Source organism: Neisseria dentiae (genome assembly GCF_014055005.1).
Classification (GTDB): Bacteria; Pseudomonadota; Gammaproteobacteria; order Burkholderiales; family Neisseriaceae; genus Neisseria; species Neisseria dentiae.
Genome location: NZ_CP059570.1, coordinates 2,729,022 through 2,755,930, shown reverse-complemented (window position 1 = coordinate 2,755,930; position 26,909 = coordinate 2,729,022). Strand labels below are relative to the sequence as shown.

25 protein-coding genes, 1 tRNA gene and 1 riboswitch are annotated in these 26,909 nt (G+C 55.2%); of the genes, 19 read left to right on the top strand and 7 right to left on the bottom strand.

Features of this window, described 5'->3' with window-relative positions:
• Positions 1-328 precede the first annotated feature (328 nt).
• The 6 genes from rpmH (at position 329) to H3L92_RS12975 (ending at position 6,490) form a co-directional block, all read left to right on the top strand.
• Complete coding sequence (gene rpmH, locus H3L92_RS13000) at positions 329-463, top strand: 50S ribosomal protein L34 (protein ID WP_002214728.1); 135 nt, start codon at positions 329-331, stop codon at positions 461-463.
• Between the two features lies 1 nt (position 464).
• Positions 465-806 (top strand): ribonuclease P protein component, encoded by a 342-nt coding sequence (gene rnpA / locus H3L92_RS12995; RefSeq protein ID WP_085365412.1) that lies wholly within the window; start codon positions 465-467, stop codon positions 804-806.
• Positions 806-1,018, top strand: coding sequence for a membrane protein insertion efficiency factor YidD (yidD, locus tag H3L92_RS12990; RefSeq protein WP_085365411.1), 213 nt, complete (start codon positions 806-808; stop codon positions 1,016-1,018). Before rnpA ends, yidD begins: the two co-directional genes overlap by 1 nt.
• Positions 1,019-1,237: 219 nt before the next feature.
• A complete protein-coding gene (yidC, locus tag H3L92_RS12985) occupies positions 1,238-2,887 on the top strand; it encodes a membrane protein insertase YidC (RefSeq protein ID WP_085365410.1) in 1,650 nt (549 codons plus the stop codon).
• A 201-nt stretch (positions 2,888-3,088) separates the two neighbouring features.
• The gene (gene gyrB / locus H3L92_RS12980) at positions 3,089-5,479 is read left to right on the top strand and encodes a DNA topoisomerase (ATP-hydrolyzing) subunit B (RefSeq protein ID WP_085365409.1); all 2,391 of its coding nucleotides are present in this window, start codon (positions 3,089-3,091) and stop codon (positions 5,477-5,479) included.
• 270 nt (positions 5,480-5,749) lie between these two features.
• Positions 5,750-6,490, top strand: a complete 741-nt coding sequence (locus H3L92_RS12975; RefSeq protein WP_085365408.1) for a class I SAM-dependent methyltransferase — start codon at positions 5,750-5,752, stop codon at positions 6,488-6,490.
• Here H3L92_RS12975 and H3L92_RS12970 read toward each other — a convergent pair.
• Positions 6,487-7,749: an NRAMP family divalent metal transporter gene (locus H3L92_RS12970; RefSeq protein ID WP_085365407.1), complete on the bottom strand. Its 1,263-nt coding sequence runs from the start codon at positions 7,747-7,749 to the stop codon at positions 6,487-6,489. The genes H3L92_RS12975 and H3L92_RS12970 overlap by 4 nt on opposite strands.
• Before the next feature lie 276 nt (positions 7,750-8,025).
• On the opposite strand from H3L92_RS12970, the gene H3L92_RS12965 reads away from it, so the two are divergent.
• Positions 8,026-8,556, top strand: a complete 531-nt coding sequence (locus H3L92_RS12965; protein ID WP_085365406.1) for a c-type cytochrome — start codon at positions 8,026-8,028, stop codon at positions 8,554-8,556.
• 201 nt (positions 8,557-8,757) lie between these two features.
• On the opposite strand, the gene rfaQ is transcribed toward H3L92_RS12965, so the two are convergent.
• Complete coding sequence (gene rfaQ / locus H3L92_RS12960; protein ID WP_085365405.1) at positions 8,758-9,828, bottom strand: putative lipopolysaccharide heptosyltransferase III; 1,071 nt, start codon at positions 9,826-9,828, stop codon at positions 8,758-8,760.
• Between the two features lie 387 nt (positions 9,829-10,215).
• On the opposite strand from rfaQ, the gene H3L92_RS12955 reads away from it, so the two are divergent.
• On the top strand, positions 10,216-12,330 hold the full coding sequence (locus H3L92_RS12955) for a right-handed parallel beta-helix repeat-containing protein (RefSeq protein ID WP_085365404.1): 2,115 nt from the start codon (positions 10,216-10,218) through the stop codon (positions 12,328-12,330).
• Between the two features lie 372 nt (positions 12,331-12,702).
• Here the strand turns inward: H3L92_RS12955 and rpmA are convergent, their stop codons facing one another.
• The gene (gene rpmA / locus H3L92_RS12950) at positions 12,703-12,975 is read right to left on the bottom strand and encodes a 50S ribosomal protein L27 (protein ID WP_085365403.1); all 273 of its coding nucleotides are present in this window, start codon (positions 12,973-12,975) and stop codon (positions 12,703-12,705) included.
• A gap of 22 nt (positions 12,976-12,997) precedes the next feature.
• A complete protein-coding gene (rplU, locus tag H3L92_RS12945; RefSeq protein WP_095197892.1) occupies positions 12,998-13,306 on the bottom strand; it encodes a 50S ribosomal protein L21 in 309 nt (102 codons plus the stop codon).
• A 228-nt stretch (positions 13,307-13,534) separates the two neighbouring features.
• On the opposite strand from rplU, the gene H3L92_RS12940 reads away from it, so the two are divergent.
• Both H3L92_RS12940 and H3L92_RS12935 read left to right on the top strand, forming a co-directional pair.
• Positions 13,535-14,509 (top strand): polyprenyl synthetase family protein, encoded by a 975-nt coding sequence (locus tag H3L92_RS12940; RefSeq protein WP_085365402.1) that lies wholly within the window; start codon positions 13,535-13,537, stop codon positions 14,507-14,509.
• Between the two features lie 21 nt (positions 14,510-14,530).
• Positions 14,531-14,605, top strand: a tRNA-Arg gene (locus tag H3L92_RS12935).
• Positions 14,606-14,682: 77 nt separating this feature from the next.
• On the opposite strand, the gene H3L92_RS12930 is transcribed toward H3L92_RS12935, so the two are convergent.
• Positions 14,683-15,363, bottom strand: coding sequence for a 7-cyano-7-deazaguanine/7-aminomethyl-7-deazaguanine transporter (locus H3L92_RS12930; protein WP_085365401.1), 681 nt, complete (start codon positions 15,361-15,363; stop codon positions 14,683-14,685).
• 137 nt (positions 15,364-15,500) lie between these two features.
• Positions 15,501-15,977 (bottom strand): preQ(1) synthase, encoded by a 477-nt coding sequence (gene queF, locus H3L92_RS12925; protein WP_085365400.1) that lies wholly within the window; start codon positions 15,975-15,977, stop codon positions 15,501-15,503.
• Between the two features lie 6 nt (positions 15,978-15,983).
• Positions 15,984-16,029: riboswitch (PreQ1 riboswitch) on the bottom strand.
• Positions 16,030-16,597: 568 nt separating this feature from the next.
• On the opposite strand from queF, the gene H3L92_RS12920 reads away from it, so the two are divergent.
• Together H3L92_RS12920 and H3L92_RS12915 are read left to right on the top strand one after the other, a co-directional pair.
• Entirely contained in the window at positions 16,598-17,089 is a 492-nt protein-coding gene (locus tag H3L92_RS12920; protein WP_085365399.1) for a MarR family winged helix-turn-helix transcriptional regulator, read from the top strand.
• 53 nt (positions 17,090-17,142) lie between these two features.
• Positions 17,143-18,543, top strand: a complete 1,401-nt coding sequence (locus H3L92_RS12915; protein WP_085365398.1) for an efflux transporter outer membrane subunit — start codon at positions 17,143-17,145, stop codon at positions 18,541-18,543.
• A gap of 232 nt (positions 18,544-18,775) precedes the next feature.
• Here H3L92_RS12915 and rsmI read toward each other — a convergent pair whose 3' ends face one another.
• Positions 18,776-19,645, bottom strand: a complete 870-nt coding sequence (gene rsmI, locus H3L92_RS12910; protein WP_085365428.1) for a 16S rRNA (cytidine(1402)-2'-O)-methyltransferase — start codon at positions 19,643-19,645, stop codon at positions 18,776-18,778.
• 65 nt (positions 19,646-19,710) lie between these two features.
• Between rsmI and H3L92_RS12905 the strand changes: the two genes are divergently transcribed.
• The 7 genes from H3L92_RS12905 to H3L92_RS12875 all read left to right on the top strand — a co-directional run bounded on the left by H3L92_RS12905 (position 19,711) and on the right by H3L92_RS12875 (position 26,725).
• A complete protein-coding gene (locus H3L92_RS12905; protein WP_085365397.1) occupies positions 19,711-20,058 on the top strand; it encodes a YraN family protein in 348 nt (115 codons plus the stop codon).
• Positions 20,059-20,065: 7 nt separating this feature from the next.
• Entirely contained in the window at positions 20,066-20,659 is a 594-nt protein-coding gene (locus tag H3L92_RS12900) for a phosphoheptose isomerase (RefSeq protein ID WP_085365396.1), read from the top strand.
• 71 nt (positions 20,660-20,730) lie between these two features.
• Positions 20,731-21,336 (top strand): BON domain-containing protein, encoded by a 606-nt coding sequence (locus tag H3L92_RS12895; RefSeq protein WP_085365395.1) that lies wholly within the window; start codon positions 20,731-20,733, stop codon positions 21,334-21,336.
• A gap of 96 nt (positions 21,337-21,432) precedes the next feature.
• Entirely contained in the window at positions 21,433-22,071 is a 639-nt protein-coding gene (locus H3L92_RS12890) for a hypothetical protein (RefSeq protein ID WP_085365394.1), read from the top strand.
• 336 nt (positions 22,072-22,407) lie between these two features.
• Positions 22,408-23,184, top strand: coding sequence for a type I methionyl aminopeptidase (gene map, locus H3L92_RS12885; RefSeq protein WP_085365393.1), 777 nt, complete (start codon positions 22,408-22,410; stop codon positions 23,182-23,184).
• 260 nt (positions 23,185-23,444) lie between these two features.
• Positions 23,445-23,741 (top strand): helix-turn-helix domain-containing protein, encoded by a 297-nt coding sequence (locus H3L92_RS12880; RefSeq protein ID WP_054599660.1) that lies wholly within the window; start codon positions 23,445-23,447, stop codon positions 23,739-23,741.
• 146 nt (positions 23,742-23,887) lie between these two features.
• Positions 23,888-26,725, top strand: a complete 2,838-nt coding sequence (locus tag H3L92_RS12875) for a valine--tRNA ligase (protein ID WP_085365392.1) — start codon at positions 23,888-23,890, stop codon at positions 26,723-26,725.
• Positions 26,726-26,909: the final 184 nt, after the last annotated feature.

The following is a 26,909-nucleotide window of genomic DNA, read 5'->3' as shown; positions in this document are numbered from 1 at the left end:
ATCAACGAATTAAAAACAGCAGGCCGTTGTTTTTCAGACGGCCTGTTGCATCGTTGCAAAGATTCGGCGGATTATACCGAAAATTATCCACAACCGCCATCGGTCGCAACGGTAAAAAACAGGCGCGCACGGCGCGGTTTGCCGCGCCTTCCGAAAACCGTGCGCCCCGCCCGCAAAGGCCGTCTGAAAAGAAACCCGGAGTTAAAAATGCGGGCGCACGCGCAACGGAAAGCAGGCCGCCGCCGGCCCAAACTGTTTTATTAATTGACAAAACCCTAAATTTAGGGTGTAATCCGCGGTTTAATTTTCTGCCATTTAGGAAACAGACATGAAACGCACTTACCAACCCTCAGTAACCAAACGCAAACGCACCCACGGTTTCCTGGTCCGCTCCAAAACCCGCGGCGGCCGTGCCGTTTTGGCCGCACGCCGTGCCAAAGGCCGCAAACGTCTGGCCGTGTAACTTGAAACAAGGCTTCGCCAAGCGCTACCGCTTGCTAAAAACGGATGACTTTTCATCCGTTTTTGCGTTTAAAAAACAGCACGGCTCGGCGCTCATGCAGGTTTTCTACCTGCCCGGCAACGGCTTGGGCCACGCCCGTTTGGGCTTGGTGGTAAGCAAAAAAACCGCCAAGCGCGCGCACGAGCGCAACTATATGAAACGGGTGGTGCGCGAATGGTTCCGCTGCCATAAAGAAACGCTGCCACCCAACGATTTCATCGTGCGCGTGCGCCGCCCTTTCAACCGCGAAACCGCCGCCGAGGCCCGCTCGCAGCTGGCGCAGCTGATACGCAAAGCATCCTGATGGCCGCCAAACTGCTGCTGTGGTTGATACGGTTTTACCAATATGCCGTCAGCCCGCTGATTCCGCCCCGCTGCCGCTACACCCCCACCTGCTCTCAATATGCCGTGGAAGCGGTGAAAAAATACGGTGCGCTCAAAGGCGGCTGGCTGGCCGCCAGGCGCATCGCCCGCTGCCATCCGTGGGGCGGCTGCGGCCACGATCCCGTGCCTTAGCCGGAAACAAACACGGCGCGTTTCAGACGGCCTGCCGCCAGCGGCATATTTTTCCACCGCAGGCAGGCACTTTCTATATAATGCCGCCTGACACCGCCGGCGCGCGCAGCGCAACCGCCGGACGGATATTTCCGGCAAAAGCCGCACGATAACCGGCACACCGGCTCCGGCAACCAACTTTTCTGCGCCCGAACCTTTAAGTATCACCAGGAAGATTCTATGGACTTCAAACGATTAATGATTTTTTTCGCTGTGGCTGCGGCGATTCTGTTCGGCTGGGAACAAATGTTCCCCACGCCCAAGCCCGCCCCGGCGCAACAGCAGGCGGCGCAAACCGCGCAGCAAAGCGCCGCGCCGCAGGCTGGCCATGCCGCCGCGCTCACCCCCACCGTTCCGGTTACCGTTACCACCGACACGGTTAAAGCCACCATCGACGAAAAAACCGGCGACCTGCGCGGCCTGACCCTGCTGAAATACAACGCCAGCAGCGACGAAAGCAAAGATTTCGTGCTGTTTAACGACAGCAAAGCCTACACCTATGTCGCCCAATCCGAATTATTGAATTCAGACGGCCAAAACGTGCTGAAAGGCCTCGCGTTTACCGCCCCGCAGAAACAATACACCCTCAGCGGCGATAAAACCGAAGTGCGCCTGAGCGCGCCGGAAACCGCCGGTTTGAAAATCGACAAAGTTTACACCTTCACCAAAGGCAGCTACGTTATCAACATGCGTTACGACGTAACCAACGCCAGCGGCGCGCCGGTTAAACTCGACGCCGTTTACCGCCTGCTGCGCGACAACAGCAAACCCGAAGGCGAAGGCTATTTCAACCAAACCTACGCAGGCCCCGTGGTTTACACCCCCGCCGGCGAGTTTGAAAAAGTGCCGTTCGGCGATTTGGACGACGACTACAACTCCGGCAAAGACCAGGCCGAATACGTGCGTAAAACCGACAGCGGCTGGTTGGGCATGATCCAGCACTACTTCATGGCCACCTGGATTCTGCAACCCAAAGACGGCAAAACCGTCTGCGCCGCCGGTGCCTGCCAGATCGATCTGAAACGCCGCAGCGACAACCTCTATTCCGCAGCCGTGCGCGTGCCTTTGGCCGCCGTGCCCGCAGGCGGCAAACTCGATGCCGGCATCGAGCTGTATGCCGGCCCGCAAACCACCAGCGTGATCAGCAAAGTGGCCGACAACCTGCAACTGGCGAAAGACTACGGCAAAGTGCACATCTTCGCCTCGCCGCTCTTCTGGCTGCTGAACAAACTGCACGACTTCGTCGGCAACTGGGGCTGGGCGATTGTTTTGCTGACTATTATCGTTAAGGCCATTCTTTATCCGCTCACCAACGCCTCTTACCGCTCGATGGCGAAAATGCGCGCCGTCGCCCCGCGCCTGCAAGCGCTGAAAGAGAAATACGGCGATGACCGCATGGCCATGCAGCAGGCCATGATGCAGATGTATAAAGACGAAAAAATCAACCCGCTCGGCGGCTGCCTGCCGATGCTGCTGCAAATCCCCGTGTTCATCGGATTGTATTGGGCGATTTTCTCCTCGGTGGAGCTGCGCCAAGCGCCGTGGTTGGGCTGGATTACCGACCTGAGCCGCCCCGACCCGTGGTTTATCTTGCCCGTGATTATGGCGGCCACCATGTTCATCCAAACCTATCTGAACCCGCCGCCCACCGACCCGATGCAGGCCAAAATGATGAAAATCATGCCGGTGATTTTCTCGGTGATGTTCTTCTTCTTCCCCGCAGGTTTGGTGCTTTACTGGGTGGTCAACAACATCCTTACCATCGCGCAGCAGTGGTATATCAACAAGAGCATTGAAAAACAGCGCGCCGCCGGCGAAGTGGTATCGTAACCGGCAGGCAAGCAGGCCGTCTGAAAGCGTTTCAGACGGCCTTTTCCATTGCCGTTAAATCAGATAAAAGCGCTGAAAACACCTGCCGAATCGGGTATAATCCGTAAATTATTTTGCCGTTCAAACAATGGCTTTTGCATACTTGCGAAAGCCTGTTTTCAGACGGCCTGCCTAACTTCAATCAGCAGGAAAAAATCACTTATGAGTAAGCAAGAAGAATACGGCGCCGAGAGCATACAGGTGCTCGAAGGCTTGGACGCAGTGCGCAAACGCCCGGGCATGTATATCGGCGACACGCAAGACGGCTCCGGCCTGCACCACATGGTGTTCGAAGTGCTCGACAACGCCATCGACGAAGCGCTGGCCGGCCATTGCGACCAAATCACCGTTGCCGTTAACGCCGACAACTCCATCACCATCGAAGACAACGGCCGCGGCATCCCCACCGGCATCCACCCCAAAGAAGGCCGCTCCGCCGCCGAAGTGATTATGACCGTGCTGCACGCGGGCGGTAAGTTCGACAACAACAGCTACAAAATCTCCGGCGGCCTGCACGGCGTGGGCGTGTCGGTGGTGAACGCCCTTTCCGACTGGCTGTGCCTCACCATTTACCGCGACGGCAAAGAACACTTCGTCGAATTCAAACGCGGCGTGGCGGTGGAACCGCTCAAAGTGGTGGGCGACGCCCCCGCCGAGCGCACCGGCACCAAAGTGCAGTTTTTAGCCAGCGAAGAAACCTTCGGGCTGGTGGAATACCATTTCGACATTCTCGCCAAACGCATCCGCGAACTCTCGTTTCTCAACAACGGCGTAGGCATCAAACTCACCGATATGCGCGACGGCAAAGAAGAAGACTTCGCCTTTTCGGGCGGCGTGGCCGGTTTCGTGCAATACATGAACCGCAAGAAAACCCCGCTGCATGAAAAAGTGTTTTACGCCAGCGGCGAAAAAGACGGCATGGGCGTGGAAGTGGCCATGCAGTGGAACGACAGCTACCAAGAATCGGTGCAGTGCTTCACCAACAACATTCCCCAGCGCGACGGCGGCACCCACCTCACCGCCCTGCGCCAAGTGATGACGCGCACCATCAACAACTACATCGAATCCAACGAAATCGCCAAAAAAGCCAAAGTCGACACCAGCGGCGACGACATGCGCGAAGGCTTAACCTGCGTGCTTTCCGTCAAACTGCCCGACCCCAAATTCTCGTCGCAAACCAAAGACAAACTGGTTTCCAGCGAAATCGGCCCCGTGGTGAACGAAGTGATCAGCCAGGCGCTGACCGACTTTCTCGAAGAAAACCCCAACGAAGCCAAAACCATCTGCGGCAAAATCGTTGATGCCGCCCGCGCCCGCGAAGCCGCCCGCAAAGCCCGCGAAATCACCCGCCGCAAAGGCGTGATGGACGGCTTGGGCCTGCCCGGCAAACTGGCCGACTGCCAAGAGAAAGACCCCGCCTTATCCGAGCTTTACCTCGTCGAGGGCGATTCGGCGGGCGGCTCGGCCAAACAGGGCCGCGACCGCAAATTCCAAGCGATTCTGCCGCTCAAAGGCAAAATCCTCAACGTAGAAAAAGCCCGCTTCGAAAAAATGCTCGCCAGCCAGGAAGTCGCCACCCTGATTACCGCGCTGGGCGCAGGCATCGGCAAAGAAGAATTCAACCCCGAAAAACTGCGCTACCACCGCATCATCATCATGACCGATGCCGACGTGGACGGCGCCCACATCCGCACCCTGCTGCTCACCTTCTTCTACCGCCAGATGCCCGAACTGGTGGAGCGCGGCTACATCTACATCGCCCAGCCGCCGCTCTACAAAGCCAAACACGGCAAGCAGGAACGCTACCTGAAAGACGAATTTGAAAAAGACCAATGGCTCTTGGGGCTGGCCTTAGACAAAGCCAAAATCGTTTCAGACGGCCGCACCATCGAAGGCGCCGAACTCGAAAAAGCCGCCAAACAGTTTATGCTGGCCAAAAACGCCATCGCCCAAGAAAGCCGCGTAATCGACGATTCGGTGCTGCACGCCATGCTCTATGCCGCCCCGGCCGACCTTTCCAGCGCAGAGAGCACCGATGCCGCCATCGCCGCGCTGATGCCGCTGCTCAACGAAAAAGAAGTGGCGCTGGAGCGCATCGAAGGCAACGAAGGCAGCCACTTCATCAAAATCACCCGCAAACTGCACGGCAACGTGGCGGTCAGCTATATCGAGCCGAAGTTTTTAAACAGCAAGTCGTACCAAACCCTCACCCAAACCGCCGCGCTGCTCAACGGCCTGGTGGGCGAAAACGCCAAACTCTATAAAGGTGAAAACGAATACGACGTTAACAGCTTTGAAGACGCGCTCGACATTCTGCTGCAAAGCGCGCAAAAAGGCATGAGCATCCAGCGCTACAAAGGCTTGGGCGAGATGAACCCCGAGCAGCTGTGGGAAACCACTATGGACCCCGCCGTGCGCCGCCTGCTGAAAGTGCGCATCGAAGACGCCATCGCCGCCGACGAAGTGTTCGTTACCCTGATGGGCGACGAAGTCGAGCCGCGCCGCGCGTTTATCGAAAACAACGCTCTGATTGCGCAGAATATCGACGCTTAAATTCGTGCTAATACAACAGGCCGTCTGAAAACACAGATACAACCGCTTAACTGTTTTCAGACGGCCTGAAACATTTGCAGCATTTATGCCGACATTTAAATATCTGCGTCATACTCGGGCTTGACCCGAGTATCTGTTATTCCCTTCTAAACAAAAAGATACTCGGGTCAAGCCCGAGTATGACGCAGATATTTTATATAACGGCTTAAATTAAATTCACGACACAAAGATTAATTCACGACACCAAGACCGCAGGCCGTCTGAACAACCATGATCCCCGTTTATCTCACCGAATCCGCAACCGAATCCGCGCGCAGCCTGATCAGCCGCTTCGGTTTAACCGCGTGCGGCAGCCTGCCGCAGCAGGGCGAATACCTGCTGGCCGATTCAGACGGCCTTTCGTTGTGCCGTGCCGGCGAAAAAGGGCGCGTGCGGGCAGACTTCACCGGTGGCACGGCACAATACCGCCGCACCAAAGGCGGGGGCGAACTGATTGCCAAAGCCGTCAACCACACTGCCGCCCCCACCGTTTGGGACGGCACCGGCGGCTTGGGGCGCGACGCATTCGTGCTGGCCTCGCTGGGGCTGCAAGTGCGCGCATTCGAGCAAAACCCCGCCGTTGCCGCCCTGCTTTCAGACGGCCTGCAACGCGCGCTCGAATGCCCCGAAACCGCCGCCATCGCCAACCGCATCACCCTGCATTTCGGCGACACCTGCGCGCTGCTGCCCCAATTGGCCGCCGCAGGCCGCCCCGATGTGGTGTATCTCGACCCGATGTATCCCGAAAGCCGCAAAACCGCCGCCGCGAAAAAGGAAATGGCTTATTTCCACAGCTTGGTGGGCACGGCGCAAAACGAAGGCGAATTGCTTGCTGCCGCCCGTGCGGCCGCAAAAAAGCGCGTCGTCGTCAAACGCCCGCGCTTGGGAGAATTTCTCAACCACGAACCGCCCGCTTACCAATACACGGGCAAAAGCACGCGGTTCGATGTTTACCTGCCGCTGCTGCCCTAAGCGATAATCCCGCTTTGGTTGAGCAGAAACAGCACCGCAAAACCGCTCAAATACAGCAGGCCGATCCAAGCCAGCCACATCAGCCACGGTTGCAGCTTGTGTTCGCCTTTGCGCACCAGCGCCAAGTTCAGATAGGCAAACACCGGCGTGCTCACAAACGAAGCAATCATCGCAAACTTCAGCATCGCCAGCACCGCGCCTTTGAAAAACAGCATCACCAGCAGGCCGGAAACGGCGGCGAAAATAATCCACACCGCCAGAATGCGGTTGCCGCGCTCGCTTTCCGGTCGGCGCAGAATCAGGCGCAGCGATTCCATATTGGTGCGCGAATAGCCGTCGATCACCGTAATGGTGGTGCCGTACATACAGGCGAACGCGATAAACGCCACCAGCCAGCGCGACCATTCGCCGATGGTTTTGGCATACATATCGATGAGCTGGCCGATATAGGCGCCGCCCGCCATTTTCACTTCGGTGCCCGAACCGTATTGCACCAGCGCGCCCAGCGCCAGAAACACAATCGCCAGAATGGCGGTGCTGATATAGCCGACGTTGAAGTCGAACAAGCCGTCTTCATAGCTCACTTTTTCCAGCTTGCGCTTGGCCGACACCCACAGCGAATTGATGGCCGAAATCTCGATCGGCGCCGGCATCCAGCCCATCAGCGCCACGATAAACGCCAGCGCGCCGAGATTCCACGGGCTGGGTTCGATAAAGCCCGGCTGCATCTGCGCGCCTTTGGAAGCGGCTACCGCCACCGCCGCCACCGTGGTGATGGTGAGGCTGATCATGATGATTTTCGACATACCGTCCACCGTGCGGTAAGGCCCCACCAGCAACAGCAGCACGGCGGAAACCAATACTGCAACGGAAAGCGCGTTCATCGACCATTCGCCCGGCAGCACAAAGCTCAAAATCGCCGCGCACAACATGCTTACCGCCGCGGTGTTAATCACCGTGGCAAACAGGTTGAGCACGAAAAACACCCACAAATACACGCGGCTTTTTTCGGCATAGCCTTCCAGCAGGCTTCTGCCCGTTTCCAGCGTGTATTGCGGGCCGAAGCGGAAAAACGGGTATTTGAACAGGTTGGCCAGCACGATAATCAGCGCCAGCTGCCAGCCGTATAAAGCGCCGGCCTGGGTGGACGCGATAATGTGCGAGCCGCCCACCGCCGCCGAAGCCATCATGATGCCGGGTCCCATCGCCCGCAGCCGCTCGCGCCAGCGCGACCCACCGTTTACCGTTTGCTCGTTCATAATCAAACCTTTCGTTGTTTTGATGTAAATATCTGTAAGCAGCCGCGATTATACGCAATTGAATGCTTTTTTGTAGGCAATATCGCGTTAAGATAATGCTTTATAGGCCGTCTGAATAAAACCGGCAAAACTTTCAGACGGCCGCTTTGTCATATAGTGAACCTGCTTTCTCCGTTTCAGGGCGGCAAGCCCGGCGGAAACAAGTTAATCCGCTATTAACAAAAACAGCGGCCCAACCGGCCGTTACACAACCATAAACCACTCAAGGACACAACCATGAAAAAAACCATGCTTACCCTCGGCACCTTAACCGCCCTCTCCCTGCTGGCCGCCTGCGGCGGACAAAACAACAGCTCCGCCCCCGCCGCCTCGGCGCCCGCATCCGCCGCCGCTTCCGCTCCGGCCGGCCAGGCAGCCGCTTCGGCTTTAAGCCCGAAAGAAGCCGTGAAAGAGCGCGAAAAACTGATGGAATCGTTTAAGAAAGATGCCGGCACCATGGGTAAAATGGTGAAAGGCGAAACCCCGTATGACGCCGCCGCCTTCCAGGCCGCCGCCGACAATCTCGCCGCCAACGCCGACAAACCGTGGGTACACTACACGCCCGAAAGTGCCAACGAAGAATCGGAAGCCAAACCCGAAGTGTGGAGCAAACCCGACGAATTCAAAAAAGAAATCGAAAAATTCACCACCGCTGCCGCCGCGCTGAAAACCGCCGCCGCTTCCGGCAAGCTCGACGATGTGAAAAAACCGTTCGGCGACGTGGGCCAAAGCTGCAAATCCTGCCACGACACCTTCCGCGCAGACTAAGCCGCCCGTTAACGCGAAAAACCTGTTTGAACACATTCAAACAGGTTTTTCTGTTTTCAGACGGCCTTCATGCCCCCTGCTCCCTTGCCGCGAAAACTTATTTTCGCTACGGATTACGTTATTCTCGGGCTTGACCCGAATATGACAAAACGGTTATCAAGCAAGTGGTTTAACCATAACGAAACAAAGTAAACCACCGCCCTATTCCGCCAACCGCTTCTGCACCGCCTGCCACACGGCATCAACCGGAATCGCGCCCAACAGACGGGTTTGGTCGTTGGTGTCGATGCTGTCGGGGTGGGGCAAAGCGCCGAAATCCCCCGCCCACACCACTTCGGCACGCTCCGAATAAGGCCGCCAACGGCTCACCCAACTCGGGCCGAACAGCGCCACTTGGGGTTTATCCAGCGCGGCTGCCATGTGCATGGGCACGGAATCAACGCCGATAAACAGTTCGGCACCGTCGATTGCCGCCGCCAGCTCGCGCAGGCTCAGGCAGCCCGACAAAACCCATATATGCACGCCCTGCGGCGCTTTCAGACGGCCTGCTATGTCTGCCAGCATCGCCTGCTCTCCCGCATCGGGGGCGGCAGTCAGCACCAAATGGCGGCCGCTGTCGAGCAAACGTTGCAGCAATCCGGCGGTTTTATCGTTGTCCCAACACTTAAACACCCAGCGCGAGCCGGGGTGCATCAACACATAAGGCTCGCCCCGACAGCCCTGCTTCCGCAGCTTGTCCTGCAAACTGCTGCGCGTTTCGGGCGCGATTTCCATGCGCACACGCGGGCGGTAGCCGTCGGCCAATTGCAGCGGACGCAATACGGCGAGATTGTGCTCGACGACATGGTGTTCATGCCCCAAATCTTCGCTCAACGCGCTGTGGCAGAAACGCCAAAGTGCGTTGTCGCGCTTGCCGTAGCGCAAACTGCCGCTGTGCCTGCCGCACAATTTGGCCACCGCCGCCGCACGCCATTGGTCGGAAAGATTGAACACCCAATCGTAGCGCTGTGCTTTCAAATCGGCCAGCAATGCCCGCTCATGCGCCAATTGGCGGCGCAAGCCCTGTTTTTTCCATTGGCGGTCGATGGTGAAAATACGGTTGATTTGGCGGTTGTCGCGCAGAATATCGGCGGTTTCCTGATACACCAGCATATCGACGGTGCAATCGGGATAGGCATGTTTGATGCGGTCGGCCACCGGCGTGGTTAACAGCACGTCGCCGTGGTGGCGCAGTTTGATAATCAGAATACGTTTTGGTTTTTTTGAAGTCATAATCACCCAAGTTTTCAGACGGCCTTATCAAGCAAATGCGGTCGATTTTAACGGAAATACCCAATAAAAAATCAAGCTGCATCCCCAAAAACAAAATTTAACAAATCATAACAATAAAAGCTCTAAAAATGAAAAAAGAATCAAACACATTGCCGATCACCATATTCAATCGGGTTAATGTTTAAAATTTTTGGGAAAACAAAAAAGCATCCCTCTGTTTTTCAAGGTTGCTTTTGTTAAAAAATGCAAAGTCAGATATCACGGCAAACGGTATTCAAACAACCGCACCAACCTTCCCCTTTTTCGCCATGTCGAAACCCCATATACTTCCTTGCTTTAATATTCTTTATGCATCAATCACTTGTTTAATCAGGAGAACAATAATTTATGGCGAACTATGTTGTGCGTACCCACGCAAAGCACGGGAAATACGTTGATATCCGCGATTTCAAAACCGCAACCAACACCTACAACGAAGCCATCGCTGCGGCACTTGCCGCCGCCCATAAAGAAAAAGCGGCTCTGTATTTAACCGGCACCATCACCATCACCGGCGCCATCGAAATCAACGCCGCCACGAAAAACGTAACCGGTATTTTCGGCGACGGCATGGGCAAAACCAAAATTCTGTTCACCCACAAACAAACCGGCGTGCACAACCCCGAAAGCAATGCCACCGAGCCGGAAAAAGCCGGCATTTGGATTAACGGCCAAAACGGCAAATTCGTTTCCGACCTTTCCGTGCAATACAAACACACCAGCGCCACCGACTTCTACCGGGCGGGGCAAAGCTACTTCGGCAAAGTCAGCGGCATTGTCGTTAACGATGCCGACCACACCTTAATCAGCAAGGTAGAAGTATCCGGCGCCAACCGTGCCGGCGTGCTGTTTACCTCTACCAGTGCCATATCCGGCGGCGCTAAAGACAACCTGATCAACGGTAAAATCACCGCAACACAACTGCCCACCGGCGACAACAACAAAATCATCGACAGCAACCTGCACCACAACCGCGTGGCAGGTGTGATGGTCGCGTTTCAAAAAAGCTTTACTGCCGAAAACAACACGCTGGCATGGAACGGCCATGAAAAAGACGGCGGCACAGGCTACGGCATTTCACTGATGGCGGGTAGTTACAACAACGGTGTCACCATCACCGGCAACACCACCAACCACAACTACCGTAAAGGCATAGACTCGCACGACGGCAACAATGTCGTTATTAAAAACAACACATTAAACGGCGACCGCATGTATGGCATCGCCGTAGAAAACCGTCAGTTCAGCATGGATAAAGTTACCATCCAAAACAACACCATCAAACAAGACCCGTCGTTCCGCCTCACCAGAGACGACAACGCCAGCGTGCCCGATGCCGGCAGCGACTACATCGGCTACCGCGCCATCAAGCTGGAAAACAAAGCCCAAGACTGGCAAAAGTTTATCAACCCCAAAGCCGGCGTGTTCGATATCAGCAACAACACCATCAGCAATCTCACCGACGGCACCGGCATCACCCGCGCCATCGAAGCACGCAACAATGAAAAAGACGTCAGTTACACACTAAATATTCTCAACAACAAAATCACCGGCACTTCGGCCGACAATTTAATCGGCGTGTTCGGCAAATCCGACAATTCCCGCACCGCCGCCGTAGAAACCGGCCCCGGCACAGGCACCATACGCATCCGCGACAACACCATGACGGTAACCAAAACCAATGCCGCCCCAATCTATATCGAAGAGAAACAAAACGCCAACCGGCTGCACGGCAGCATCATCATCGATAAAAACAATCTGGCCATAGATCAAGCAGAAGGCGCCACCAAAGCCGTAGCCGTTGCCAGCAATGCCGCCACGGTAGCCGTAACCTACAACACATTTAACGTAGGCGGCGGGCAGCCCTCCCAACCGGTTATCCGGGCTACCGGCACCAGCAAAAGCTACAAAGGCCAGCTCACCGTTGCCGATAACTCATTCGACACCGACTCTCCCGCCGCCTTTGAAAACGGCGATTGGCTAAAAACGGAGCAAACCAACATTCCTCGCGTTATTTCCAACATCCACAGCGAAGCCGCAGGCATCGTAGGCAACAACGGTGCCACCGTCGCATCGGTGGCCGCCCTCAAAAAAGCAGCCCTGTTAACCGAAGCGGTTTCCGCCGGCACCACGCCCGACGAAAGCGTGCTGGACGACATTCCTTTCGCCGGCACCGTTCCCACCACAGATATCGGCACCACCACCATCAGCCAAACCGCCTCGGAAAATATCGTGGTCAACACCGGCACGCTGGCGGCCGCAAGCGCCACCGATACGCCGCAAGCAGGAAGCAGCGGCTTGGCAGCCGAAATATTAGACAGCAGCAATCCGGTAGATCTGGGCAACTTGGGTATCGGCACCGTTGAAGCAATCCCTACCGGCACAACCGACCAAAGCTACGATGTATCGGCATTAGCCGGCAGCACAGTGGTTCAGGAAGAGCCGGCGGCCGTTGTACTATAGTTAAACCGCTTACTTAGCAACAGTTCGTCATATTCAGGCCAACCCTGAGTATGACGCATACCTTTTTATTAACATTGACAGATTGAAGCCTTTGCAAAAAGCCGACTCAAACCTGAAAACATTTGTGTCTCCTTATTAGCTTCGCAAGTCCGCTGCGCCACCCCCGCAGCGGACTTGCGAAGCTAATGGCGGAATTTAAGCATTTCAGACGGCCTTAAGGGTATTTTTGCAAAAGTCTCGGCCTCAAAAAATTTTGCAAAGGCCTCTGATTACAGGCCGTCTGAAAAACCAGCCGCCTCAACGGCCACCCAAACCAAATAAAAAACCGCACATCAATGTGCGGTTTTTAACGGATGCGCAAGCGTTAAACGCTTATTCGTCGGCGCCGGTGTAGGGGCGGACGCTTACGGTTTTACGGTTCAGCGCACCTTTGGTTTTGAATTCCACATAACCGTCCACTTTGGCAAACAGGGTATGGTCTTTGCCCATGCCCACGTTTTCACCGGCGTGGAATTTGGTGCCGCGTTGGCGGATGATGATGGAACCGGCGGGAATCAGTTCGTTGCCGTAGGCTTTCACACCCAGGCGTTTGGCTTCTGAATCGCGGCCGTTTTTAGAGCTACCGCCAGCTTTTTTGGTTGCCATATTACTTACTCCTGATGATTAATTAAGCGATTGCCACGATTTCGATTTGGGTGAAATTCTGGCGGTGACCTTGACGTTTTTGGTAGTGTTTGCGACGGCGCATTTTGAAAATGCGTACTTTCTCGCCACGACCGTGGGCCACGACTTTGGCAGTTACTTTAGCGCCTTCGATAAAGGGCGCGCCCACTTTTACAGATTCGCCGTCAGCAATCATCAAAACTTCATTCAGTTCGATTTGGCTGTCGAGTTCGGCAGGTATCTGTTCTACTTTCAATTTTTGGCCAACGGTAACTTTGTATTGTTTACCGCCGGTTTTTACGACCGCGTACATACTCAACTCCATAAGGGTTTTGGTTCAAATATCCGCGCACCATGCGCGAAGCCGTGCATTTTATGTTTATTTGCCTGTTTTGTCAAAGTTTATTTTCACCGCCCGGCACAGGCCGTCTGAAAAATACGGCCCCGGCGGTGCGTGCGGGTATGATTGCTGCTATAATCGCGCGCTGCATATTTTCTTTCTCCCGCCTTTTTGTTTTGACCAACCGAACCCGCAAACGCCATGCTCGAAAACCTGCCCTACTTCCAACGCCACCTCAACGACGACCTCGCCAAGGTTAATGTGGTCATCAACCAGGCCGTACAGTCTGAAGTGGCGCTGATTTCACAAATCGGCACCTACATCATCAGCGCCGGCGGCAAACGCCTGCGCCCGATTATCACGATTTTGGCGGGCAAGGCTTTGGGTTACGACGGGGAAAAACTGTATTCGCTGGCCGCCATGGTGGAATTCATCCACACTTCCACGCTGCTGCACGACGATGTGGTAGACGAAAGCGAACTGCGCCGCGGCCGCAAAACCGCCAACAACCTGTTCGGCAATGCCGCGGCCGTTTTGGTGGGCGACTTTCTCTACACCCGCGCGTTCCAATTGATGGTGGGTTCGGGCAGCATGAAAATTCTGGAAGTAATGGCCGACGCCACCAATATCATTGCCGAAGGCGAAGTGATGCAGCTGATGAACATCGGCAATACCGACATCACCGAAGCCGAATATGTGCAGGTTATCCAATATAAAACCGCCAAGCTGTTCGAAGCCGCCGCACAAGTGGGCGCGATTTTGGCAGGTGCCGCGCCCGAGCAGGAACAGGCATTGAAAGATTACGGTATGTATGTCGGTACCGCTTTCCAGATTATCGACGATGTATTGGATTATTCCGGCCACCCCGACGAAATCGGTAAAAATGTCGGCGACGATTTGGCCGAGGGCAAACCCACGCTGCCGCTGATTTACCTGATGCAGCAAGGCAGCGAAGCGGTGGCCGCCGATGTGCGCGCCGCGCTGCAAAATGCCGACCGCAGTTATTTTGAAAAAATCTACGGCTATGTGAAAAATTCCGACGCGCTCGCCTACGCCGCCGCCGAAGCCGCCAAAGCCGTTGAAAAAGCGGTGGCCTGCCTGGATACCCTGCCCGACAACGAAGTTACCCGCGCCATGCGCTCGCTGGCGCAAGAATCGCTGGCGCGGGTTTCTTAACCTGCTGTTTTGTTTGAAAACCCCGCCGTAGTTCAACGGATAGAACGTATGCCTCCTAAGCGTAAAATACAGGTTCGATTCCTGTCGGCGGGGCCATTCAATAGTTAGCCTGATCAAAATACCAAAGGCCGTCTGAAAACTTTCAGACGGCCTTTTTCAATACCGCTTTTCCATCAAGAATCTTGAACCGCCAAAGCCGCCTGCCCTTCCTGCTGCTTGAGCGTGGTCAGCTTTTTCGTCAGCACGTTCAACAATATGCCGTAGGCGGGCAAGAAAAACAGCGTGCAGATAACAAGCTTGAACAGATAGTCGATAAACGCGATTTCCTGCCAGTTTGCCGCCATAAACGCATCGCTGCTGGCATAAAAAGCCACACCGAAGAAAACCAGCGTATCCAGCGCATTGCCCAAAAACGTCGAAGCCGTGGGCGCAATCCACCAAGACTTCAAGCGGCGCAATTTATTGAACACAAAAATATCCAGCAACTGCCCGAGCGCATATGCGGCAAAGCTGGCCAACGCAATACGGCCGACAAAACCGTTGAACGAAGCCAACGCAGCCCAGCCCGTCCAAGTGCCTTCGTGAAACAGCACCGACACCGCATACGACAACGCCAACGCCGGCAGCATCACCCAAAAAATAATCCGACGGGCAAGGTGCTGGCCGAAAATGCGCACGGTCAGATCGGTGGCCAGAAAAATAAACGGAAACGTAAACGCCCCCCAAGTGGTGTGGAATCCGAATACTTCAAACGGAAACTGCACCAGATAATTGCTGGCCGCAATAATTAAAACATGAAAAAAGGCAAGCCAAATCAGGGCTTTTTGCAATTGTGCAGAAGTAAATCGATACATAGTCATGCTCCCGCCCGGGCGGCGCCGGCGGGGTGCCGCTCTTTCAGACGGCCTCCCTGCCAAACAACCGCAACAGGCAGCGTTCAATCGGTTTTTAAATATTGTGAATACGGATACAGAAATACCGCCATACGCGCTCATGCGCGCGCATCGTGGGCAAACAAGCGTGTTTTGGCAAGCTGCTCAAACTCGGTGCCCGGGCGGCCGTAATTGGCGAACGGGTGGATGGCAATCCCGCCTCGCGGCGTAAATTCGCCGTAAACCTCGATATATTTCGGCTGCATCAGCGCAATCAAATCTTTCATGATGATATTGACGCAGTCTTCATGAAAATCACCGTGATTGCGAAAGCTGAACAGATAAAGTTTGAGCGATTTGCTTTCCACCATTTTTTCGGCGGGAATATAGCGGATATAAATGGTGGCGAAATCGGGTTGGCCGGTCATCGGGCACAGGCTGGTAAATTCGGGGCAGATGAATTTGACAAAATAATCATTGCCCGGATGTTTGTTGTCGAATGCTTCCAAAACTTCGGGCGCATATTCGGTGCGGTACGAAACGTTTTGACTGCCCAGCAAGGTGATGCCGTGCAATTCGTCGCTGCTGCGGGTCATAGTGAAAGTTCCTTAGTTTTTTTAATGTGGGAGGTTTGCGAACCACAATGCAAAGTTTTGCATTTTAATACAAAAGGCAGCAATTTGTATTGCCCCGCAAGCGGAAACACCAAGCAAAACTGTTAAAAATGGTTTATGAAACAGAGGTTTCAAAACCAGAATTATCGGCGTGTATTTTATAATTTTTTCCAATATATTGAATTTAAAAAATTTTAAAATGCCGTTCGTTTTTTTATAAATGCATAATGCGTAAAGATATGTTTTTCTGCCGAACTATACATAGGGGGGCTACTCTAAAAAAAGCAAAACCGCTCCGGATATAATGGGCTGCCCGCCGAAAAATTCCAAGCAGCACTTGGCGTTGCAGATAAACGGTTGATTTTCACCCCCGACAGGTCGCGCAGTTTGTTTTATGACAATAGCAAGCCGCTTGTAAGAAAGGTAAACCGATTATCTGTTTTTTTGAGAAACTATAAACATTAGGATTAAAATATCTGCAGCTAAATTAAAAAATTGCCGCTTTTAAGTGAAAAACAGCAATTTTACAGAAATTTAAAGGCAGATAACTGCACTTTATCAAAATTATCAATTTGCCAACATCATTTGAGAAGAGAAATATAATGAGTTTTTCACAAGCCGAACTGGTTAATGCGCTACGGTTACTATCCGGGCGCCTGCCTGAATTTTCCGAACAACAAACCCAATCCGGCCGCCTGTTGCGCGTCGTTACGGAGCGCTTGAGCAGCCACCTGAACGACAGCCTGAAAGAATTCGGCATCAACGAAAACCTGTGGTTTGCCATGATGGCTGTTTATGTCAGCCCCAACAGCGAAATCCTACCTTCGCGCCTGAGCGATTTGATGGATCTGACCCGCACCAGCGCCACCCGCCTTTCCGACGAAATGGTGGAGCGCGGCTGGGTGGAGCGCCACATCAACCAACAAGACCGCCGCCAAATCGTGTTAAAATTAACCGCTGAGGGTGAAGCCTTTATCCAAAAAATCTGGCCGCAGATTTCCAGCAAAAGCGGCGAGGCGTGGGAAGACTTCACCAATGAAGATTACGCCCAGCTGCAACATCTGTTAGGCAAACTGCTGACCAAACTCGGCTGATAGTGCCGTTTCGTCATGATGTTGCGCCCGGCGAAAGCAAGGCGGATAGTTTCATGAAATTTACCCTGATTGCACGCAGCACGGCGCTGCTCGGCTTGTCGCTTACCGCTGCCTGCGCGCCGTTTGGCAAACAAGTGCCGTTGGATACTCCAACGGCTTATTCATTGCCGCAAGGCGAATCCACCCGCGAAATACGCGACGGATGGTGGACGCAGTTGCGCGACCCCAAACTCAACCGTTTGATCGAAGAAGCCGTCCGCACCGCACCGCAAATGCGGATTGCCCAAGCACGTTTCGAGCAGGCGCAGGCCAAACTCGGCGTGAACCGTGCCGCCGACGGCGTTCAAGTCGGCCTGGTTTCGCAAGGCATAGGGGCGTATGTCAGCCCCAAACCCGCTTCCAACGCAGCAAACACCGACCACACCCTGCTGGTGGCGGCAACCGCTTTGCAAGGCAGCTGGTCGTTTGATTTCTGGGGCAAAAACAAAGCCCGCATCCAATCCGCCCTGGGCCGCAGCCGTGCGGCAGCATACGAGGCGGTACAAACCCGTTTGGAAGTGGCCAATGCCGTAGCCGCCCAATATTTTGCCTGGCAGGCTTTGGAAACCCAGCGGCAAACCCTGCAAAAACGCTTGCAGGTGGCCGACGGCACCGAAAAACTATTAAAGCAGCGCATACAGGCAAATATCCTGCCCGCTTCCGCGCTTTATCAGGCCGAGCAGGCCCGGCAGCAATTGCAGGTGCAGCAATTGCAGCTGGCACGCAATATTTCGCGTGTGCGCAACAGCTTGGCGGTAACGGCCGGCCAATCGCCCGATGCTTTGCAGGATTGGCAGCCCGCTCCGCAGGCAGCCGCACCGGTGTTGGCGGTCAACCGTATCCGTGCCGATCTGCTGGGCAAACGGCCCGACATCGCCGCCCAACGCGCCCTCTTGGAATCACGCGCGCAAGATGTCCGCGAAGCGAAAGCGGCTTTCTATCCCAATATCGAATTGAAACTGCTGGCCGGATTGGCGCACGTTGACGCTTTCGATGTTATCAACGGCAAAAGCTCCGGCGTGTTGGGCATTATGCCCGCACTCAGCCTGCCGATTTTCACCTCGGGCGCGTTGCAGTCGAAATTGGGGGCACGCCACGCCCGCTTTAACGAGCAGGTGGCGGTGTATGACCAAACCGTGCTGAACGCCATGCGTTCGGCGGCCGATGCCGTCAGCGATTATCAAAGCCTGCTCAGCCAAACCGCATTGCAGCAGCGCATGGTGGAAACCGCCGAAAAATCGGCGGCGGCCGCTTCCCGGCGGATGCGCGCCGGGCTGGAAAACGGTTTGGTTCCCCTGCAAAAACAAGACGAAGCCTTACAGCTGCAAATGCAGCTGGCGCAAAGCCGTGCGGATTTACTGACTGCCTGGAGCAGCGTCCACGCCCGTCTCGGCGGCGGATTTCAGGCGCAGTAAACAAGCCGGAACTTGATAAAACGCCCCCGGCAGTTATCTGTTTGAAACCGCCGTTTCTTCATTCATCTGATTGTTGCGGCTCTTTATTAAGATTAAGCAAACAACAGCATTTCAACTTAACTCAGGCCGTCTGAAAAAATAGTTTTCAGACGGCCTGAAAATATGCAGGCAACTCAAATAGCATGAAACTTTTATATCACACAAAATTTCCTTGCCGCCATTCCTGCCGGTTTTATTTCCACGTCAGCGCCAAATCGTAGAGCGCTTTTTTGCTCTCGCCGGTGATTTTCGCCGCCAGCTCCGCCGCCTGCTTGGTGGGCAGTTCGGCCGCCAACACCTTCATCACGTTTTGTGCCGCTTCGGGCAGGGTGCTGCTTTTTTCTTTCGGCGCGGGGTGGAGCACCAATACCATTTCACCGCGGCTCTGGTTGGCATCGTTAGCCAAGGCCGTCTGAATATCGGTTACGCTGCCGCTTAAAAACGTTTCAAACGTTTTGGTGATTTCCCGCGCCAACGTCAGCCTGCGGCCGGGGAACAGTGCCGCCATATCGGCCAATGCGGCGGCGATGCGGTGCGGGGTTTCAAACGCCACCACAGGGTGTTCGGCCTGCGCCCAACCCGCCAGCAGTTTTTGGCGTTCGCCCGCTTTGGCAGGCAGAAACCCGTGAAAATAAAAGCCCGGCTCGGTAACGCCTGCCGCGCTCAACGCCCCCATCACGGCGCTGGCGCCGACCACCGGCACCACCTTGAAACCTGCTTCGCGCACGCGGGCGGCCAGTTTGGCGCCGGGGTCGCACACGGCGGGCGTGCCCGCATCCGACACCTGCGCCACTATCAGGCCGTCTGAAAGCGCGTCGATTACTTTGCCCGCCATCTGCTGTTCGTTATGCTCGCGCACGCTCAACAACTTGGCCTGTATGCCGTAGGCACCCAAAAGTTGAGCGGTAACGCGGGTGTCTTCGGCGCACACCAAGTCGGCACGGGCCAGCACCGCCAGCGCGCGCAGGGTGATGTCGGCCAAATTGCCGATGGGCGTGGCAACCACGTATAATGTTTGCGCCTCAAGGCTGTCGCAGGCTTTTTGGTAATGTTTCTGCATCATCATAAATAACAAATCGCTTTTCGGAAGGCCGTCTGAAAAGCCGGATTATAACGGGGATCAACAAGATGCGCTTAAATCACACCCAAGGTGCGGCAGGCGAAGCGGCCGCGCTCGCGTTTCTGCAAAAGCAGGGCTGCAAACTGCTGGCGCGAAACTGGCACTGCCCGTTCGGCGAAATCGATTTGATTGTCAAAAACGGCAACACGATTTTGTTTGTTGAAGTAAAATACCGCAAAAATAGCGGCTTCGGCGGCGCAGCCTACAGCATTACGCCCGCCAAACTGTTAAAACTGCAAAAAAGTGCCGAGCACTATCTGCAACAACACCGCCTGAGCCATACAGCGTGCCGTTTGGACGCGGTTTTGATTCAGGGTAACGATGCCCCGCAATGGGTGCAGAACATCACAGGCTGATTTTCAGATGACCACTTTACAAGAACGCGTAGCCGCCCATTTCGCCGAAAGCATCGAAGCCAAAAGGCAGGCGGCGGATATTCTCAACGGGCCTACTGCCGAAGCGGCCGGGCTGATGCTGCAATGTTTGATGAACGACGGCAAAATCCTCGCCTGCGGCAACGGCGGTTCGGCGGCCGATGCCCAACATTTCGCCGCCGAAATGACCGGCCGTTTTGAAAAAGAACGCATGGAGCTGGCCGCCGTGGCGCTCACCACCGACACCTCCGCCCTCACCGCCATCGGCAACGATTACGGTTTCGACCACGTTTTCAGCAAGCAGGTGCGCGCGCTGGGCCGCGCGGGCGACGTGCTTATCGGCATTTCCACCTCGGGCAATTCCGCCAACGTTATCGAAGCCGTCAAAGCCGCCCACGAGCGCGATATGCACGTTATCGCCCTCACCGGCCGCGACGGCGGCAAAATCGCCGCCATGCTCAAAGACAGCGATATTTTATTGAACGTGCCCCACCGGCGCACCGCCCGCATACAGGAAATCCACATCCTGCTGATTCACGCCCTGTGCGACTGCATCGACACCATGCTGTTGGAAGGCATGTAACCGTTTCCAGCTTTCAGACGGCCTCTGCACACCGGGTCGTCTGAAAACCATCCAGAAAGGACGCATTCGAGATGAACATCAAACAACACACCCGAACCCTGCTTGCCGCCGCCTTAACCGCCGCCCTGCTGAGCGGCTGCGTAGGCGCCGTTTTGGGCGGAGCCGCAGTGGGCGGCGCATCCGCCCTCGACCGCCGCAGCACCGGCACCCAAGCCGACGACAACGTGATGGAAGTGCGCATCAAAAACACCGCCCTATCCTACCTGCGCCAAAACAACCAAGCCGAAGGCTTCGAGCCGAAACTCTCGGTTGTGGGCTATAACCGCCATATCCTGCTGCTCGGCCACGTTGCCAACGAAAACGACCGCGCATTCGTAGAACAAGTGGCGCGCTCGGAGCAATCCGTTCAAGAAGTGTATAACTACATCAGCGTATCGCCGCAAAAACGCACCTTCGCCAACGTGAGCAGCGACACTTGGAGCACATCGAAAGTGCGCACCACCCTGCTGGGTATCCAAGGCGTGATTCCCAGCCGCGTGAAAATCGTTACCTACGACGGCGTAACCTATGTGATGGGCATCCTCACCCCCGCCGAACAAGCCGCCGTTACCGAGCGCGTGAGCACCACTTCGGGCGTAAAAAAAGTGGTAACGCTTTATCAAACCTACAATAAATGATAAGCTTCGCCGCTTTGAACCTATTTTGCCGTACAGGCAAAAGGCCGTCTGAAACCGGTTTTCAGACGGCCTCTATCAGCTAAACGGAAAACAAAAATGAACAACCGCAAACCGGGTTTTATGCTCAAGCCCAAACACCTGCTCGGCGCCCTCTTCGCCATCGCCTTCATCGCCGTGGCAGGCGTGGTAATCGGCATCATGCAGACATTCGACGGCAACGAAGAAGTTGCCCGACAAGAAGCCTCAGCACCGCAAACCGCCGCCGCATCGGCAGTTGAAGTGCTCTCGCCGCGCGGCGCACCCGCCTCGGCGGTAGCCGCGGCAGCAGCCCAAGCCCAAGCCGATGCCGCCGAGCAACAAGCGCCCGAAGCCGCCGCTTCGGCGGCAAGTGCCGAAACGCAAACCGCCGCCGCATCCGCCCCCGAGCAAACCGCCGCCCAACCCAGAAAACCTGTTCGCCAGGCCCGCGCCAAACCGCAGCGTAAAAACGCACCGGAAGAAGCCGCCAAACCGGCCGCCGCACAGCAGGCCGAAACCCCTGCCGAGCCGCCCAAAGAACAGCCCGTAGCAGCCGAAGCGCCTGCCCCGCAAGCCGAAGCAGCCGAAAAGCCTGCCGCACCCAAATCCGCAGCAGAAAAACCCGCAGAAAAACCTGCTGTCGAAAAACCGGCCCCGGCGGCAGAAACCGCTCCTGCCAAACCCGCCAACGGCAAAGTAACCGACAACCTGTTTTAGGGAGTGTAGTCAGAAGGCTTACGAAGCGGTTTTTTGAGGAAAAATCCGCAGGTGCAAGGCAAAAAGCACAGCAAGATTGGACATCTTGCGAGCATTTTAGCTTCGCAAGTCCGCTACGCTACCTAACGCCGCAGATGCGGATTTTAACCAAAAATACCGCCGTAACACTTTCTGAACTACACTCCCTAACCTGCCGCCCACTTGAAACGGCAGCTTTACACCCCTATTCAACCCTTGCGGCGGCAAACGCGCCGCTCTCTTTCAGACGGCCTTTCGTGCGTTACCGGAAGGCCGTCTGAATATCAAATCCGAACACCAGAAAACAAAGGAAGCCTCATGGCCGTTATTATCAAAACCGCCGAAGAAATCGAAAAAATGCGCGAGCTGGGCCGGCTGGCGGCCGAAGCGCTCGACTATATCGGCCAATTCGTCAAACCCGGCGTAACCACCAACGAGCTGGATAAGCTGATTTACGACTACCACACCGAAGTGCAGGGTGGCTACCCCGCGCCGCTCAACTACGGTAACCCGCCCTACCCCAAATCATGCTGCACCTCGGTCAACCATGTGATCTGCCACGGCATTCCCGACGACAAGCCTTTGAAAAACGGCGATATTCTCAACATCGACGTAACCATCAAAAAAGACGGCTTCCACGGCGATTCCAGCCGCATGTTTGCGGTGGGCAAAATCAGCCCGCACGCCCAACGCCTGATCGACGTTACCCACCAATCCATGATGGCAGGCATCGAGGCCGTCAAACCCGGCGCCACTTTGGGCGATGTCGGCTATGCCTGCCAGCAGGTTGCCGAAAACGCAGGTTATTCGGTGGTGCAGGAATTCTGCGGCCACGGCATCGGCCGCGGCTTTCACGAAGAGCCGCAAATCCTGCATTACGGCCGCAAAGGTCAGGGTTTGGTGTTGCAGCCGGGGATGATTTTTACGGTAGAGCCGATGATTAACCAAGGCAAACGCCACCTGCGCATTTTGGCCGACGGCTGGACGGTGGTTACCAAAGACCGCTCGCTTTCCGCCCAATGGGAACACGAAGTTTTGGTTACCGAAACGGGGTATGAAATCCTCACAATCAGTCCCCAAACAGGTAAACCTTGATTTCGTTACGTTTTTTTATGTAAATTATTTTTAGTTAGAATCTTTGCTTTAAAAAGTAACCCTTTGTTTTTAAAGGACAGTCGTAACAACACATCGCGTTTATCGCGTTTTTTGACCGCTTGATAGAAAATCCGATTAAACTTATCCTGATTTTGCTGTCTAAGCGTTTATACTTATCTGAATATAATATTCTCACTCAGGATATTATTACTGAATAAGTAATTGCCAGATTGAGCTTTACAACAAATGAAGGGAATTTCATGAAGTCGTTCGAGAAAATCGAAAATATCCGCGATATCCGCAAAAAACTCGGTTTAAACCAAATGGACTTTTGGAGCCGAATCGGCGTTACCCAGTCCGGCGGTTCGCGCTACGAATCAGGCCGCAACATGCCCAAGCCTGTTCGCGAGTTGCTGCGTTTGGTACACATCGAGAAAATCGACTTGGCCAAAGTGAACCGCGACGATCTCGCGATTGCTTCGCTGCTGAAAAGCCGCCAGCCTGACTTATATGCCTCTTTGAAAAAAGAAGCCAAGGCCGAAGCGAAAAACAAATGAGCCGAGAAAATAAAACCGCCCGTTAGCGCCAACCGGCCTAACGGGCAGTTTCATGGCCGTCTGAAACGCCTTTTATAGGTTTCAGACGGCCTTTGCGTTATAATTCCACAATTTTACAAACTTAACGCCGCATTCAAAGAAACATCATGCTAAACAAATACAATCCCGCCGAAATCGAAGCCAAACATTACCGCAACTGGGAAGCGAAGGGCTATTTCCAGCCCGATTTTTCCCGTTCCGAATCCTTTGCCATCCAACTGCCGCCGCCCAACGTAACCGGCACGCTGCATATGGGCCACGCCTTCAACCAAACCATTATGGACGGCCTCACCCGCTACTACCGCATGAAAGGCTGCAACACCTGCTGGGTGCCCGGCACCGACCACGCCGGCATCGCCACCCAGATTGTGGTGGAGCGCCAGCTGGCCGAACAGGGCATTTCGCGCCATGAGCTTGGCCGCGAAAAATTCCTCGAAAAAGTGTGGCAATGGAAAGAACAGTCCGGCGGCACCATCACCGAGCAAATGCGCCGCATGGGCTGCTCGGCCGACTGGAGCCGCGAATACTTCACCATGGACGATGTGCGCGCGCCGATTGTGACCGAAGTGTTCGTGCGCCTGTTCGAGCAGGGGCTGATTTACCGCGGCAAACGCTTGGTGAACTGGGATCCGGTGTTGGGCACGGCGGTATCCGATTTGGAAGTGGAAAGCGTGGAAGAGCAAGGCTCGATGTGGCACATCCGCTATCCGATTGCCGAGAGGCCGTCTGAAAGCGTGATTGTGGCCACCACCCGCCCCGAAACGCTGTTGGGCGACGTGGCCGTGGCCGTGCATCCCGAAGATGAGCGTTATGCCCACTTAATCGGCAAAGAGCTGGTGCTGCCGCTCACCGGCCGCACCATTCCGGTGATTGCCGACGAATACGTGGAAAAAGATTTCGGCACCGGCTGCGTGAAAATCACGCCCGCGCACGACTTCAACGACTACGAAGTCGGCAAACGCCACAACACCCGTTTAATCAATGTTTTTGACTTGGAAGCCAAAGTATTGGCCGATGCCGAAGTGTTCAACTACCAAGGCGAAGCGCAAGCGGGTTTCAGGCTACCTGAAGCCTATGCCGGCCTCGACCGCTTCGCCGCGCGCAAACAAATCGTGGCCGATTTGGAAGCGCAAAACCTGCTGGCCGAAGTGAAACCGCACACGCTGATGACGCCGAAGGGCGACCGCACCGGCTCGGTGATTGAGCCGATGCTCACCAGCCAATGGTTCGTGGCGATGTCGGCCACACCCAACGGCGGCGAACCCGAATCCGAATTCAAAGGCATGAGCCTGGCGCAAAAAGCCAAACACGCGGTCGACAGCGGTGCGGTGAAGTTTATCCCCGAAAACTGGGTCAACACCTACAACCAATGGATGAACAACATCCAAGACTGGTGCATCTCGCGCCAATTGTGGTGGGGCCACCAAATTCCCGCGTGGTACGATTCAGACGGCCATTGCTACGTCGCCCGCTCGCAGGAAGAAGCGGAAAAACTGGCCGGCAAAACCGGCCTGGTGCGCGACGAAGACGTGCTCGACACCTGGTTCTCCTCCGCCCTCGTACCTTTCTCCACTTTGGGTTGGCCGTCTGAAACACCCGAATTGAAAGCCTTCCTGCCCAGCAGTGTATTGGTTACCGGCTACGAAATCATCTTCTTCTGGGTGGCGCGCATGATCATGATGACCACCCACTTTACCGGCCAAGTGCCGTTTAAAGACGTGTACATCCACGGTATGGTGCGCGACCACGAAGGCAAGAAAATGTCGAAGTCAGAGGGCAACGTGATCGACCCGGTGGACTTAATCGACGGCATCGACTTGGAAAGCCTGCTGGTGAAACGCACCACCGGTCTGCGCCGCCCCGAAAAAGCGCCGCAGGTGAAAAAAGCCACCGAAAAGCTGTTCCCCGAAGGCATTCCCGTGTTCGGCACCGACGCGCTGCGCTTCACCATGGCCAGCTACGCCAGCCTCGGCCGCAGCATCAATTTCGACTTCAAACGCGCCGAAGGCTACCGCAATTTCTGCAACAAATTGTGGAACGCCACCAACTTCGTGCTGATGAACACCGAAAACCAGGATTGCGGCTTAGACGAAAGCGCTCCGCGCGCCTACACCTTTGTCGACCAATGGATTATCGGCCGTTTGCAGCAGGTGGAAGCCGAAGTGGCCACCGCGTTCGACACCTACCGCTTCGACTTGGCCACGCAAACGCTGTATGAATTCGTGTGGAACGAATATTGCGACTGGTATATCGAGCTGGCGAAAGTGCAAATCCAAACCGGCTGCCCCGCCACCCAGCGCACCACCCGCGCCACCCTGTTGCGCGTTTTGGAAGTGATTTTGCGCCTGCTACACCCGATTATCCCGTTTATCACCGAAGAACTGTGGCAAACCGTTGCGCCGATGTGCGGCAGAAAAACCGCCGACAGCATCATGCTGGCTCCCTTCCCCAAAGCCGATCCGGAAAAAATCGCACCCGCCGCTTTTGAAAAAATGAGCGTCCTGCAAGGCCTGGTGGAATCGGTGCGCAACCTGCGCGGCGAAATGGGCTTGGGCCCCGGCGTGAAAGCGCCGCTGTTGGTCGAAGGCGGCGAAGAGCTGGCCGACATGCTGAAATACCTGCCCGCACTCACCCGCCTCACCGAAGCCAAATTGGTCGACAAACTGCCCGAAGGCGAAGACGCGCCGGTTGCCGTGTGCCAAGCCGCCCGCAACGCCCGCCTGATGCTGAAAGTGGAAATCGACAAAGAAGCCGAAACCGCCCGCTTGAATAAGGAAGCGGAAAAACTGCAAAAAGCTTTGGACAAACTGAACGCCAAACTTTCCAAGCCCGGCTACACCGAAAAAGCCCCCGCGCATCTGGTGGAAAAAGACAAAGCCGAGCTGGCCGATTTGACAGACAAAATGGCCAAGGTAGAAGCGCAGTTGGCGAAATTGCAAAGCTGATCCGTTCGCAGAAACCGTTCAGGCCGTCTGAAAGCACCCAACCGCCTTCCCGCCCGAACGGATTGGGCAACATCAAACAACGGTAAATGAACTTCTTTGTGATGTTTTTCGGTTTTGCAAAAAACCGTGCCGATTGCCGTTTAATGCTTAGGGTGTGCAGTCAGAAAGGCCGTCTGAAATATTT

Bases quoted from the DNA above. Each gene is read 5' to 3' on its own strand.
- rpmH (WP_002214728.1), top strand. From the start codon at position 329: ATGAAACGCACTTACCAACCCTCAGTAACCAAACGCAAACGCACCCAC.
- yidD (WP_085365411.1), top strand. From the start codon at position 806: ATGGCCGCCAAACTGCTGCTGTGGTTGATACGGTTTTACCAATATGCC.
- yidC (WP_085365410.1), top strand. From the start codon at position 1,238: ATGGACTTCAAACGATTAATGATTTTTTTCGCTGTGGCTGCGGCGATT.
- gyrB (WP_085365409.1), top strand. From the start codon at position 3,089: ATGAGTAAGCAAGAAGAATACGGCGCCGAGAGCATACAGGTGCTCGAA.
- H3L92_RS12975 (WP_085365408.1), top strand. From the start codon at position 5,750: ATGATCCCCGTTTATCTCACCGAATCCGCAACCGAATCCGCGCGCAGC.
- H3L92_RS12970 (WP_085365407.1), bottom strand. From the start codon at position 7,749: ATGAACGAGCAAACGGTAAACGGTGGGTCGCGCTGGCGCGAGCGGCTG.
- H3L92_RS12965 (WP_085365406.1), top strand. From the start codon at position 8,026: ATGAAAAAAACCATGCTTACCCTCGGCACCTTAACCGCCCTCTCCCTG.
- rfaQ (WP_085365405.1), bottom strand. From the start codon at position 9,828: ATGACTTCAAAAAAACCAAAACGTATTCTGATTATCAAACTGCGCCAC.
- H3L92_RS12955 (WP_085365404.1), top strand. From the start codon at position 10,216: ATGGCGAACTATGTTGTGCGTACCCACGCAAAGCACGGGAAATACGTT.
- rpmA (WP_085365403.1), bottom strand. From the start codon at position 12,975: ATGGCAACCAAAAAAGCTGGCGGTAGCTCTAAAAACGGCCGCGATTCA.
- rplU (WP_095197892.1), bottom strand. From the start codon at position 13,306: ATGTACGCGGTCGTAAAAACCGGCGGTAAACAATACAAAGTTACCGTT.
- H3L92_RS12940 (WP_085365402.1), top strand. From the start codon at position 13,535: ATGCTCGAAAACCTGCCCTACTTCCAACGCCACCTCAACGACGACCTC.
- H3L92_RS12930 (WP_085365401.1), bottom strand. From the start codon at position 15,363: ATGTATCGATTTACTTCTGCACAATTGCAAAAAGCCCTGATTTGGCTT.
- queF (WP_085365400.1), bottom strand. From the start codon at position 15,977: ATGACCCGCAGCAGCGACGAATTGCACGGCATCACCTTGCTGGGCAGT.
- H3L92_RS12920 (WP_085365399.1), top strand. From the start codon at position 16,598: ATGAGTTTTTCACAAGCCGAACTGGTTAATGCGCTACGGTTACTATCC.
- H3L92_RS12915 (WP_085365398.1), top strand. From the start codon at position 17,143: ATGAAATTTACCCTGATTGCACGCAGCACGGCGCTGCTCGGCTTGTCG.
- rsmI (WP_085365428.1), bottom strand. From the start codon at position 19,645: ATGATGCAGAAACATTACCAAAAAGCCTGCGACAGCCTTGAGGCGCAA.
- H3L92_RS12905 (WP_085365397.1), top strand. From the start codon at position 19,711: ATGCGCTTAAATCACACCCAAGGTGCGGCAGGCGAAGCGGCCGCGCTC.
- H3L92_RS12900 (WP_085365396.1), top strand. From the start codon at position 20,066: ATGACCACTTTACAAGAACGCGTAGCCGCCCATTTCGCCGAAAGCATC.
- H3L92_RS12895 (WP_085365395.1), top strand. From the start codon at position 20,731: ATGAACATCAAACAACACACCCGAACCCTGCTTGCCGCCGCCTTAACC.
- H3L92_RS12890 (WP_085365394.1), top strand. From the start codon at position 21,433: ATGAACAACCGCAAACCGGGTTTTATGCTCAAGCCCAAACACCTGCTC.
- map (WP_085365393.1), top strand. From the start codon at position 22,408: ATGGCCGTTATTATCAAAACCGCCGAAGAAATCGAAAAAATGCGCGAG.
- H3L92_RS12880 (WP_054599660.1), top strand. From the start codon at position 23,445: ATGAAGTCGTTCGAGAAAATCGAAAATATCCGCGATATCCGCAAAAAA.
- H3L92_RS12875 (WP_085365392.1), top strand. From the start codon at position 23,888: ATGCTAAACAAATACAATCCCGCCGAAATCGAAGCCAAACATTACCGC.